Source organism: Pseudarthrobacter polychromogenes (assembly GCF_014644495.1).
Taxonomy (GTDB): domain Bacteria; phylum Actinomycetota; class Actinomycetes; order Actinomycetales; family Micrococcaceae; genus Arthrobacter; species Arthrobacter polychromogenes.
The window spans coordinates 230,533-242,545 of the sequence record NZ_BMKU01000002.1 but is presented as its reverse complement, the minus strand read 5'-3'; the positions used below and the strand labels follow the sequence as shown (position 1 = coordinate 242,545).

At 66.1% G+C, this 12,013-nt stretch carries 8 protein-coding genes and 1 tRNA gene; all 9 read right to left on the bottom strand.

The features are described 5' to 3' along the window. Positions 1-2: 2 nt before the first annotated feature. Positions 3-452 (bottom strand): Fe-S cluster assembly sulfur transfer protein SufU, encoded by a 450-nt coding sequence (sufU, locus tag IEX43_RS04370; RefSeq protein ID WP_104185331.1) that lies wholly within the window; start codon positions 450-452, stop codon positions 3-5. A 23-nt stretch (positions 453-475) separates the two neighbouring features. Beyond that, complete coding sequence (locus IEX43_RS04365; protein WP_188809238.1) at positions 476-1,801, bottom strand: SufS family cysteine desulfurase; 1,326 nt, start codon at positions 1,799-1,801, stop codon at positions 476-478. A gap of 474 nt (positions 1,802-2,275) precedes the next feature. Next, positions 2,276-4,921 (bottom strand): helix-turn-helix transcriptional regulator, encoded by a 2,646-nt coding sequence (locus tag IEX43_RS04360; protein WP_229666311.1) that lies wholly within the window; start codon positions 4,919-4,921, stop codon positions 2,276-2,278. A 1-nt stretch (position 4,922) separates the two neighbouring features. Beyond that, complete coding sequence (locus IEX43_RS04355; protein WP_188809237.1) at positions 4,923-7,658, bottom strand: LuxR C-terminal-related transcriptional regulator; 2,736 nt, start codon at positions 7,656-7,658, stop codon at positions 4,923-4,925. 123 nt (positions 7,659-7,781) lie between these two features. Further along, a complete protein-coding gene (gene pth / locus IEX43_RS04350; RefSeq protein WP_188730268.1) occupies positions 7,782-8,372 on the bottom strand; it encodes an aminoacyl-tRNA hydrolase in 591 nt (196 codons plus the stop codon). Positions 8,373-8,483: 111 nt separating this feature from the next. Continuing rightward, a complete protein-coding gene (locus tag IEX43_RS04345; RefSeq protein WP_188809236.1) occupies positions 8,484-9,092 on the bottom strand; it encodes a 50S ribosomal protein L25/general stress protein Ctc in 609 nt (202 codons plus the stop codon). 244 nt (positions 9,093-9,336) lie between these two features. Next, positions 9,337-10,317 (bottom strand): ribose-phosphate diphosphokinase, encoded by a 981-nt coding sequence (locus IEX43_RS04340; RefSeq protein ID WP_104185336.1) that lies wholly within the window; start codon positions 10,315-10,317, stop codon positions 9,337-9,339. Continuing rightward, positions 10,314-11,798 (bottom strand): bifunctional UDP-N-acetylglucosamine diphosphorylase/glucosamine-1-phosphate N-acetyltransferase GlmU, encoded by a 1,485-nt coding sequence (glmU, locus tag IEX43_RS04335; protein WP_188809235.1) that lies wholly within the window; start codon positions 11,796-11,798, stop codon positions 10,314-10,316. Before glmU ends, IEX43_RS04340 begins: the two co-directional genes overlap by 4 nt. 100 nt (positions 11,799-11,898) lie before the next feature. Continuing rightward, a tRNA-Gln gene (locus tag IEX43_RS04330) sits at positions 11,899-11,970 on the bottom strand. Positions 11,971-12,013 lie beyond the last annotated feature (43 nt).

Below are 12,013 nucleotides of genomic sequence, written 5' to 3'. Positions count from 1 at the left end.
GCTCAGGCGGCCTGGTTGAGTGCGTCCTCCGCGGCAACCCAGGAAATCATGGCGCACTTGACCCGGGCCGCATAGCGGGCAACGCCTTCGAACGCCGCAGCGTCCCCCAGCAGGTCAGGATCCGCGGAGACTTTCCCGCGTGAGCGCAGGACTTCGCGGAAGCTGTCGATGGCCTGGTGCAGCTCCGCCACCGTCATGCCCTCGGCCAGTTCACTGAGCACCGATGCGGACGCCATGGAGATGGAGCAGCCCGCCCCGTCCCACGAAACCTGGGCCACTTTTCCGTCCTCGACGGCGACCCTCAGGGTGACTTCGTCCCCGCACACCGGGTTGAGCTGGTGCGACTGGCCGGTGTTCGCGCCCTCGGGCGCCGCTGTCCCCGCAAGGCCGCTGCCGTGCCGGGCCTTGGAATGGTCCAGGATGATCTGCTGGTACAGCTGGTCAAGGCTCATGGTGTTACCTTCGGTCTTCCCTGCTATGCGCGGAAATAGGCCCGCACGCCGGCGACGGCATCCAGGAACTGGTCGACGTCGTGCGTTGTGTTGTACAGGTAGGCGCTTGCCCTGGTGGTGGCCGTCAATCCCAGCCGGCGATGCAGGGGCTGGGCGCAGTGGTGGCCAACGCGCACGGCAATTCCCTTCGAGTCCAGGAACTGCCCCACGTCATGGGCATGGACACCCTCGACATCGAAGGCGGCAAGACCGATCCGTTCCTGTCCGGCGGCCGGACCCAGAACCCGGATCCCCGGGATGGACTCCAGTCCGGCAACCATGCGTTGGCCGAGCCCGGCTTCCCACTGGTGGATCCGGTCCAGGCCCGTTTCCGTGAGGTAGTTCGCCGCCGCCGCAAGAGCCACCGCCTGGGAAATCCTCTGCGTACCGGCTTCGAAGCGCTGGGGTGCGGGAAGGTACTCAGCCCGTTCCATGGTGACGGTGGTGATCATGGAGCCGCCGGTGAGGAAGGGCGGCAGGATGTCCAGCAGTTCCTGTTTCCCGTACAGCACCCCGATTCCTGTGGGGGCAAGCATCTTATGGCCGGAGAAGACAGCAAAGTCGACATCGAGTCCCTTGACGTCCAGAGGCAGGTGCGGGGCTGACTGGCACGCGTCCAGGACCACCAGCGCGCCGGCTTTCCGGGCCAGCCCGACAAGCTCTGCGACGGGGGTGATGGTCCCCAGGACATTTGAAGCGTGGGTGAACGCCAGCACCCGGGTACGGCTCCCGATGATGCCACCGGCCAGGTCCATGCGGAGTGATCCGGCGTCGTCGATGGGTATGTAGCGCAGGGTGGCGCCGGTGCGGAAGGCCAGTTCCTGCCAGGGAATCAGGTTGGCGTGGTGCTCCATTTCCGTCACCACAATTTCATCGCCCGGGTTCAGGGCAAGCTCTTTGAGCCCCGCGTCACCCCGGCCCTGGGCAGCCCACAAGCCTGCGTTGGACAAGGCATAGCTGATCAGGTTCAGGCCCTCGGTGGCGTTCGAGGTCCAGATGGTTTCCGCGTAGTCAGCGCCGATGAAGTCAGCGATGGTCTGCCGGGCATCCTCAAACACCTCGGTGGCCTCCACTGCGAGATGGTGGGCGCCACGGTGCACCGCGGCATTGCGCTGCTCATAGAATTCCTGTTCGGCTTCAATGACGCTCAGGGGGTTCTGGGAGGTGGCCCCGGAATCGAGGTAGACCAGCGGCTGGCCATTGACCAGCTGGTTCAGGACCGGGAAGTCATTGCGGATGCGGAGGACCTCGGCGTTATCCATGACCGGCAGGGCGCGCTCCAGCGTGGGCGGCGTTGATACTACGGCCAAGACGTACTCCTTGAGATGCCAACCAATGACACTCAATTGTCCCACAGCACGGCTGTGGCGGCCGCCCGGGAGGGGCAGCCGCCACGTCCGCTCCGGGCTTCAGCCCCGCGGATTGGAGGGCCGGCGACGGCTGGGGGGAGAGTCTCGGTCTCAGAAGACTCTGACGTCGCCGGCCCCGTCTGGCCCGGTCACCGTGACCGGAAGCTTGCGAGACCTTGAACTTCTCAGGCGGGGGTTTGCGGCCTGTGTACCGGCCGCTTCCTTCACCTCTTTAAGTAAAGCCTGCGGGGCACGGACGTACACGAGTAGGCAGTACTCGAATTCCATGACCGGGTACTACCGGGATCGGGGGCTGATACCCGGTAGGCATGCTTCAAACCGTGGGCGGGCGCCACGAGCAAACGCGTAAAGGGCAGGAGGACGCCCGGCTGCGTCCACTGGAGCAGCCTGGAGGCGTCGATGTCCGGGTGCCGGCTACTTGGGGAGTGCCGAGTCCAGCTCGTCCCGGCTGCGTACGCCCAGCTTCACGTAGGTGCGGTACAGGTGCCCCTCCACTGTCCTGACGGAGACCATCAGGCGCTGGGCGATCTCGCGGTCCGTGAGGCCCTGTACGGCGAGCTCAACGATGTCCTGTTCACGGCGGGTGAGATGGACCGCGGGGGCCGCCGCAATGAACCGGCCTTCCCGGAACCGCTCGCCGAGTTCGTGGTCACACTTCTCGCGCTGGGCGACTGCCTGCCTGGACCGCCGCCGCTCCCCTGCCTGGTCCAGCACCGTGCTGGCGCGGGCATAGGCCTCACGGGCGAGGTTGACGAAGCCGGATTCCTCCAGCTCCGCGGCAGTTTCCATCAGGGTATCCCCGTCAGCGGCCTCCCAGTCGGCGGCCAGCTTCAGCAGTGCAGCTGCCCAGCGGCCCTCCACGGCGCGGGCCGCGTTGTGCACCATGGGGATTACCGAGGCATCGCCCAGGTCCCAGCACAGGGACAGGAGCTCCAGCAGGGTGCCGGCCCTTGACGAGGCCTCCGTGGTGGTCACCAGGGTGTGCAGCGCCGCAAGGCCCTTGCCGTCGCGGGCCAGGTATTCTGAGGCGGCGGCACCGTAGGCGTCTGCCAGGAACTCATGGGCGGGGCCTCCTGCCACCGCGTCTTTGCAGTCCTGCTCCAGCCGCTTTGCCTGGGCAGTGTCGCCGAGCCGTGCGGCGACGTAGAAGCCGAGGGCCGAACCGAAGCGGAACAGCTGCAGTGGATCGCTAAGCCTGAGGGCTTCCACCGCGGGCAGTAGCAGCTGGTAGGCCCGCTCCATCCGGCCTTGCCGCAGCATTGAATAGCCGCGCAGCACCTGCAGGCTGCCGTTGAACGTCCCGGCTGCGGCAGCATGTCCTGCCGCATAGTTTTCGAGTTCCCGCTCGGCGGATTCCCACTCGCCCATGGCAAGGTAGTCAATGACCAGCCGCCCCAGGACGAACTCGGAGTAGAAGAACAGGTCGTCTTCCAGCGTCGGCAGCTCCGACGCGGCAAGGAGCGCGGAGTCCAGACCTTCCGAGGCCCGTCCGGCCGAGGCAAGGGCGTGCGCCAGGAGCGCCTCGCCGATGGCCTTCAAAGGTTCGCCGGCGTTTCCCGTGGAGCTGCGGTTCCTGATATCCGCAACACGGCTGCACAGCGCCTGCACGTTGACGTCCGCACCGGACTGCAGCAGCTGCAACAGCTCTTCCTGCCCCGTCCGTATTGCCTCCGGCAACCCTTGGTGGCGCTCCCGAACGTCCTCCGCCAGGTCAGCCAAAGGGCGGCCAGTCGCCTGGTGGGCTGAGGTCCACAGCAACAGGACCGACGTGCCGTGGGGGTCTTCGGCCAGCTGCAGCCAGCTGCCATCAAGCAGTGCGGCAGCTTCTGCGTAGGCGCCCTCGTTATACAGGGCGCGCGCTTGCACGGCGTGCCCAAGGTGGACAAGTCCAGGGTCCTGCACCTTGGCAGCAATGGACCGGGCGCTGTAGTTCCGGAAGCGGGCCAGTGCCTCGCGTGCGGCGTCCAGCATGTCGGCGTCGGACACCCGCAGGCCGCATTCAAGGGACCATTCCACAAACCGCAGCCGGCCTTCCCCGCGGAGGCTTGAAGGGTCCTGGTGCTCCCGGATTTTCTCCAGAAGCTGCAGGCTCCGGGACACGGAAATGGTGTTCCTGATGGCCTTTGCGAACAGCCCGTTCCAGATGGTGAGTTCGGAGGGGACGCCGGAGTTTTCGACAACCATCTGCTGGTCCAGCAGGGAGCGGACAACTGCCGCCCCGCAAATGTCTTCGATCACTTTCCGGCCCACGGGTCCGGCCAGTGCGATGAATTTCAGGGCTTCCTGTTCCTCCGCCCGCCGCCGGAGGTGATCCTTGGTGACCACGGCCGTAAGGCGTACACCGTCCGTCGGCAAGGAGCCCAGCAGGACCCAGATTCCGTTCCGTTTTGCCAGGATCCCGGACTCCGCGGCGTCATGCAGCAGGGCATCCAGGACGCGCGGGTTGCCTCCGGAGGCGCTCCAGACGGCGTCCACGGTGGCGTCAGGGACGGTGCCGTCCAGGACATGGGCAAGGACTTCCTCGATCTGTTCCCGGTTCAGCGGACGCAGGTCCACGCGTTCGGCCAGGCCGTCGTACCAGAGCTGGTCCAGCGGCTGTGGCAGGCCTGGCCGCGGCCTCGCCGCCGCCACCACTGTCGCCCAACCTGCTGAAATCAGCTCCGCCACCACGCCGGCAGAATCCTCGTCCAGGTAGTGCGCATCATCAACGATGAGCAGGACGGGCGCCCCGTTGCCGGCTTTCACTTCCTCGAAATAGCTCCACATGGACCGCAGGACGGCGACAGGAGAGACCGAATCCTCGGCGGTCAGGTCACCGGTGAATGGAGTCAGGACACCGAAAGGGACCGCAGCGAGGGCGGTACTGCCGTGCATCTGCAGCACATTCATTTCCCCGGTAAGACGCTCGGAAATGGCCTCAGTGAGGGAGGATTTTCCAATGCCGGGCCCCGCCATAATAAAAACAGCCTGGCTGGCACGGTTCCGGACAATGTTGCAGATCCGGTCCAGCGGCTCTTTCCGCCCCGTGAGGAAACGCTGCGCGGTGTTGGGCTTGTGCACGTTAGACGAGTCCAGTCAGATCACCCCTGGAAGTAACGCCGAGTTTGGTGAAGACCTGGTAGAGGTGGCCTTCCACGGTGCGGACTGAGACGCCCATCTCCAGGGCGATGTCACGGTTCGAAGCGCCGCGTCCTGCCAGCCGGGCAATCTGGCGTTCCCGGCTGGTCAGCAGCGGGCTTCCGCTGCTGGGCACGATGGGAAGGTTGGCCACGGTGGCAGCCAGGATATCGAGCCGGGCCTGGGCTGTCCGTGCCGTGAGCGAGTCGCCGTCCTGGCGTGCGAAATCCACGGCGAGGGCCATGCACCTTGCTTCCACGGCATCCAGCTCCAGGGTGGCGGCAAGCTCGCCGCCCGCGAGGAGGGTCTTGGCGTCCTTGGTCCTGGTGCCGACGGCGATCAGCCGGGAGATCTCTGCCAGCGGACCCTGGCGGTGGCCCGCAATCTCCTCCAGCAGGCGGAAGTCCGCGTCACTGCCGTTCACGGTGGCCGCGAGAAGGTTGATCCCGGCCAGGGTGAAGCGCCCTGCCTCCATGTCCCTGCGGGCGGACTGCTTGAGCCCGGCAACGGCGTCGGGATCGCCCAGCCAGCGGCCCGCCACAAGGGCGCAGAATTCCGCCATGCTCCCGGCAATGAAGCTGGAGTTTCCGGACGTCCTCTGAAGTTTGCCCAGGTATTTGCGTGCCTGCGCGGCATTGCCGGTCTGGGCATGGGCCAGTGCAATGGCTGCGTAGGCGCAGCGGAGTGCCGCCTGGACAGGTTGGAGCTCCAGCTGTGCTGCCGCGGAGATCAGGGGGTCCAAGGCAGCGGCGCCACGGCCCGAATAGACATAGGCGATGCCGGCCGCAAGCTCCGTCGCGGCGCTCCGGAAGGGAAGGCTGTGCGGTTCGTCCGTGGCCTGCGGACCCAGGAGGTCGATGCACCGCCGCCACTGCCCCGCGGTCAGCAGCACCAGATAGGCCTCCTTGGTGTACCGTTCGCGCAGGCCGACGATATGGGAGGCGTCACTGATCTGGCCTCCCAGCTGCCGCATGACGCTGAGCGCATCCATTTCACGCCCTGTCATGGCCAGCGCGGTCATCAGCAGGATGGCTGCATTCATACGGTGCCCGGTATCCGGATTCACAGCCGGATCCGAGGCTTTTTCAAGGGCCGGGATGATGGCGGCGTAGTCGCCCACGAAGGCCCGGTATTCGAACTCGCTCAGTGCGACGCGGTTGGCCGCCGCAGCAGCAGGCTCAGGCCACGCCGTGCGGCTCGGCGCCTGCTCAAGGCGCTGCCGGGCTTTGGCAAGCAGGTCCGGCACCTTGGCAGCTGCTTCCGGAAGCCACATCATGACGTGTGACTTGGCGGCTATGACGTGGGAGTACTCCTCAACATCGAGGCCGTCAAGCTCAGGCTGCGAGATGTCATCAAGTGCGGCCATGGCCTGGACGGGCATGTCCAGCTGGAGGTAGGCGGCGGCTTTCTGGCGCTGGCCGGCCACCCATTCCCTGTCCGTCCGGCGAAGCATCTCCGCGTAGGTCAGGGCGAACCGTGGGTCGAACAGCTGGACGGCAGCGTCGGCAGCCGCGAGTGCAAGGGCGGGACTCAGGTCCGCCTCGCACTCGTGGGTCCAGGCGGCGAAAGCCATCAGTTCCTCAACCGTCATCCCGCCAGGATCGGGTTCCGTGCCGCCCAGGAGCACGCTCCGCAGCTCCCTGCGCCGGGCTATGCTCAGCCAGGTGCGAACCACATCCCCAATGTACTTTTCGCGCAACGACACCCAGCGGTGGTCTGAGGCGTCGATCTCCAGCAACCCGCCGTCTTCCATGTCCGCCACAACTTCGGCGCTGTAGATGGCAGTAAGCCTTGAGAGTTCCACCCGGCGCGCGCAGGACAGCATCTCGATGACTTCCCGGGTTTCGGGCGTCTCCCTGGACCAGCGGGAGCGGACGATGTCGTCGAGGCTGGCCGCGCCATCGAGCACCACTTTGTCCCGCAGCGTCCAGACGGAGTCGGACAGGACGAGGTTCCCGGACAGCTGCTGTTCGGTGACGAGCGCCTTCAGCAACAGCGGGTTGCCGCCCACCATGTGGTGGTAGGTGCCCACCAGGGATGCCGACACCCGGTGGCCGAGGAGGGACAACAGGACCTGGCGGGTCTGCAGCTCGTTGAGGTTGCTGAGCCGGACTTCAGCGAGGCGCCGGTCCGTCAGCAGCCAGTGGAAGTCCGCCGGCAGGTCACTGATCTTGGGCGCCACGGCAATGATCTTCGCCGTGCCGGTCAGGAGTACGTTCAGCAGTACCCCCGCGCTCATCTCGTCAATGCTTCCGCAGGTGTCCAGGGTGATCACGCAGGGGCGGCCGGCCGCATCGCTGCGGATCAGGGAGGTGATGCCGCGCAGTATTGCCGTGGGAGAGCCCATGTAGGCCTGCGGAAGCCGTGCGAGGAGGAAGGAAAGGCAGCCGTACGGCGTGCTGGAACCGGCCGGACCGCTGCGGAGTTGCAGCGACCACACGTCCGGGCCCAGGTCCATGACCGCTGCCCGGGCCAGCGAGGACTTCCCCACGCCGCGTCCCCCGGTGATCACCACGCCGAGGGAATCGGCGCTGGTGAGGGCCGTGCGGACCGATTCGAGGTTTGCGCCCCGGGCAGGGGCAGACCACAGCTGACCCTCCCGCTTGCCGGAGGCATCCCTGTTCAGCCCAACGTCGTGGGGTGTTGACCCACGTCCCCAGCTGAGTGGCTCGATTGACATGAACTTTTCCCCTACATCCCCGCGATAGCGGGATGTAGCCCCATTGCTCCCCCGCATAGGAAGAAGACTACCCCGGTGCACAGACAACGAGACAGGGCAAAGGGCCTTTAAGTTTTCATGTTGCTAGCGTTCGGACTTCGCGGGGTGGAACTTCTGCTGCGCCGCGGTCAGGCCATCACGGACCAGGATCTCCACTGCGTCCGCTGCTTCGTCCAGTAGGAAGGGGAGTTCCTTGAGCTCGGCAGTGCCGAAGTCACGCAGGACATAGTCGGCCGTTTCCATGCGCCCGGGCGGCCGCCCCACCCCTACCCTGACGCGGAGGTAGTCCTTGGTGGCCAAGGCCTTGGAGATGTCCCGCAGCCCGTTGTGGCCGCCCTCTCCCCCGCCGATCTTGAGCTTTACCGTATTAAACGGAATGTCGATTTCGTCATGGACTGCCACCACATGGTCAGGGGCAATGCCATAGAAGTTCGCCAGCGCGGCGGCAGGGCCGCCGGAAACATTCATGTAGCTCATCGGTTTTGCCAGCACCACGCGTGGTCCGCCAATGCCCAGGCGTCCTTCGAGCACCTGGGCGCGGGCCTTGTGGCTCTTGAAACCGGCACCCATCCGGCCGGCGAGTTCGTCGAGCACCATCTGGCCAACATTGTGCCTGTTGCCTTGGTACTGCGCTCCCGGGTTTCCGAGGCCAATGATGAGCCAGGTATCAGTCATGAATCAATCCTAGGGTGGGGGTTTGCCGCGCCCGGCACCGGTGAAGGGCACTAGACATGCCAGTGGCCGGACCCCCACAGGGATCCGGCCACTGGCGGGGAACGCGGCTGATTACTCGGCTGCTGCTTCCTCGGAGACTGCAGTAGCCTCTTCGGTGCCCTCGCCGGCTTCTTCTTCGGCGATCTCGATAGCTTCCGAGATGTTCACCACGAGAGCCTCGGGGTCGGTGAGCAGAACGGAGCCCTTCGGCAGCACCAGGTCGGAAGCGTGGATGTGCTCGCCGGCTGCGCGGCCTTCGATGCTGACCTCAACGGACTCCGGCAGGTGGGTGGCTTCGGCCTCGAGGGACACGACGGTGAGCTCGAGGTTGTGCACGGTGCCGGGTGCGGTTTCGCCGGAAACGTGGACGGCAACGTCAACCGTGACCTTTTCGCCCTGGCGGACGGTCAGGAGGTCGATGTGCTCGATGATCTGCTTGATGGGATCGCGCTGGACGTCCTTCACCAGGGCCAGGTGGCCTTCACCGTTGATGTCCAGGGACAGCAGGGCGTTGGCGGTGCGGACAGCCAGGGTGGTGGCCTTCGCCGGCAGGGTGATGTGGATGGGGTCTGCGCCGTGGCCGTAGATGACAGCGGGGATGAGGTTGGCCATCCGCGCGCGGCGGGCGTAGCCCTTGCCGAATTCGGTGCGTACTTCTGCTGCGAGCTTCTGCTCAGACATGGAAATCTCCTTGAAAACTAAACGGTGTTCAGCAAGGGCGGAGGTCTGTCGCGACCTTCAACGCCAGGCGGCCGGAGCCATGCCCATCTTCGAAGGGAGATTCAGACCCAGTCGATAACGGAGACCTGCACTCCGGTGACCGTGAACGGTGACCGGCGCTCTCCCTCGCCAAGGTATCGCTGACAAGCCTACCAGCGCCGGTCACGTTTACTGAAAACGGGACCGGCGCCGCGGCGGGCCTGCCTTAGGCGTTGCCGTCGAAGAGGCTGGTGACCGAGCCGTCGTCGAAGACCTCACGAACGGCCCGGGCGATCAACGGCGCGATGGAGAGCACGGTCAGCTGGGGGAACCGCTGGGATCCGGTGAGCGGAAGGGTGTTGGTGACCACTACCTCGCGGGCGCCCGACTCCGAGAGGCGCTTGGCGGCGGGATCGGAGAAGACCGCGTGGGTGGCCGCGATGATGACATCCTTGGCACCGGCGTTCTTCAGCACCTGGACGGCACCGGAAATGGTTCCGCCGGTGTCGATCATGTCGTCGATCAGGACGCAGGTGCGGCCCTCGATCTGGCCCACCACCGTCTTGGAAACGGCCTGGTTGGGCACGGTGAGGTCTCGCATCTTATGCACGAACGCGAGCGGTGCGCCGCCCAGCCGCTCTGCCCACTGCTCCGCCACCCGGACGCGTCCGGTGTCCGGGGAGACAACGGTGACGTTCTCGGCGTCCACCCGGGTGCGGATGTAGTCGGCGAGCAGCGGGATGGCCATGAGGTGGTCCACCGGGCCGTCGAAGAAGCCCTGGATCTGCGAGGTGTGCAGGTCCACGCTCATGATGCGGTCCGCGCCTGCCGTCTTGTACAGGTCCGCAACCAGCCGGGCGGAGATGGGTTCGCGGCCGCGCCCCTTCTTGTCCTGGCGGGCGTAGGGATAGAACGGCGAGACCACCGTGATGCGCTTGGCGGAGGCGCGCTTCAGCGAATCGATCATGATCAGCTGTTCCATCAGCCAGTTGTTCAGCGGTGCCGGGTGGGCCTGGATGACAAAGGCATCGGTGCCGCGGACACTCTCGCCGGCGCGAACGTAGATCTCGCCGTTGGCGAAGTCGTACGCGTCCACCGGCAGCAGCTCGGTACCCAGTTCCTTGGCGATTTCCCGGGCCAGCTCGGGGTGGGCCCGCCCGGTGGCGAGTACCAGCTTCTTTTCGCCGCGCGCCGTAATTTCGCTCATGGTTGGTTGCCCTCTTCTGTAGATGCCGGGGTACTTGAGGAATCTTTGGTGGCTGCCTGGGCCAGTTCAGCGGAGCGGGTTCCGGGGCGGTTCGCCGCCACCCACCCCTCGGTGTTGCGCTGCGCCGCAACGGTCAGCACGAGCGCTCCCGCGGGCACGTCCTTGCGGATCACCGCGCCGGCGCCGCTGTAGGCGCCGTCCCCCACGGTGACCGGGGCAACGAAGACTGTGTTGGAACCCGTGCGGACGCCCGAGCCGATGACCGTGCGGTGCTTCTTCTCGCCGTCGTAATTGGCCGTGATGTTTCCGCAGCCGATGTTGGTGTCCTCGCCGATTTCGGCGTCACCGGCGTATCCGAGGTGCGACAGCTTGGAGCCGCGGCCGATGGTCACATTCTTGGTTTCGTAGAAGGCGCCGATCTTGCCGGTCTCACCCAGCACCGTGCCGGGGCGAAGGTAGGTGAAGGGCCCGACGGCGGCCCGGGCGCCGATGACAGCCCCGGAACCATGGGTACGGGTCACCGTGGCGCCCTCGCCGATGGTGACGTCCGTCAGGGTGGTATCAGGTCCGACGACGGCGTCCCTCGCCACGGTGGTGGCGCCGTGAAGCTGCGTGTTGGGAAGGATGCGGACATCCTCGTCCAGGGTCACCGATGAGTCGATCCAGGTGGTGGCGGGGTCCACGACCGTGACGCCGGAACGCATCCAGGCCTCCACGGTGCGGCGGTTCAGCTCGGCGCCAAGGGCGGAGAGCTGGACGCGGTCGTTGGCGCCCTCCACCTGCCAGCGGTCCGCAGTGACGACGGCGGCAACCCGGCCGCCCGCCTGCCGGGCCAGGCCCAGCACGTCTGTCAGGTACTTTTCGCCCTGTGAATTATCCGTGGTCACGTGGGCCAGGGCGTCGCGGAGCACTGCTGCGTCGAAGGCGTAAATGCCGGAATTGACCTCCCGGATGAGACGCTCTGCCTCTGAGGAGTCCTTGTGCTCCCGGATGCCGGTGACCGTTCCATCCTCCCCGCGGAGGATCCTTCCGTATCCGGTGGCGTCGTCCAGGACGGCGGTCAGCACGGTTACGGCGTTGGACTCGCGCTCGTGGGTGGCCACGAGTTCCGCAAGCAGTTCACCGGAGAGCAGCGGCACGTCACCGTAGGTCACCACCACGGTGCCCGTCAGGTGCTGGTCGGCGTCGAGGGCCTGGAGGGCGACTTCCACGGCACGGCCGGTGCCCGGGATGTCGTCCTGGTCCACGATCACGGCCGCCGGATCCACGTCCGCGAGGTGGCGTGCCACCAGGTCGCGTTCATGGCGGACCACGATGGCCAGCTGGCGGGGGTTGACGCTGCGGGCCGCCAGCAGTGCATGGCCCACCATGGACCTGCCGCCGATCTCATGCAAAATCTTGGGGGTACGCGACTTCATCCGGGTACCGGCGCCTGCCGCCAGGACGATTACTGCGGCCGGGCCGGTGTTCTCGGGGATCACGTACGGGCTCTCCTTGCTTGGTTACGCTGGCGCTGACGGTGACCGGCCGAAGTGCGGGCGGCACCGAATGTCATCCTACTGAACGCTCCACGCGCAGCAGTTCCGCCCATAGGATTCGAACCTATACTCCACGGCTCCAAAGGCCGGGGTGCTGCCATTACACCAGAGCGGACCGTGCCGTGGCGCGCGGCCGGGCACAAGTAGTTATTTTGCCA

What these genes read in the sequence shown, in the direction of transcription:
- sufU (WP_104185331.1), bottom strand. Translation starts at nt 452, where the DNA reads ATGAGCCTTGACCAGCTGTACCAGCAGATCATCCTGGACCATTCCAAG.
- IEX43_RS04355 (WP_188809237.1), bottom strand. Translation starts at nt 7,658, where the DNA reads ATGTCAATCGAGCCACTCAGCTGGGGACGTGGGTCAACACCCCACGAC.
- pth (WP_188730268.1), bottom strand. Translation starts at nt 8,372, where the DNA reads ATGACTGATACCTGGCTCATCATTGGCCTCGGAAACCCGGGAGCGCAG.
- IEX43_RS04345 (WP_188809236.1), bottom strand. Translation starts at nt 9,092, where the DNA reads ATGTCTGAGCAGAAGCTCGCAGCAGAAGTACGCACCGAATTCGGCAAG.
- IEX43_RS04340 (WP_104185336.1), bottom strand. Translation starts at nt 10,317, where the DNA reads ATGAGCGAAATTACGGCGCGCGGCGAAAAGAAGCTGGTACTCGCCACC.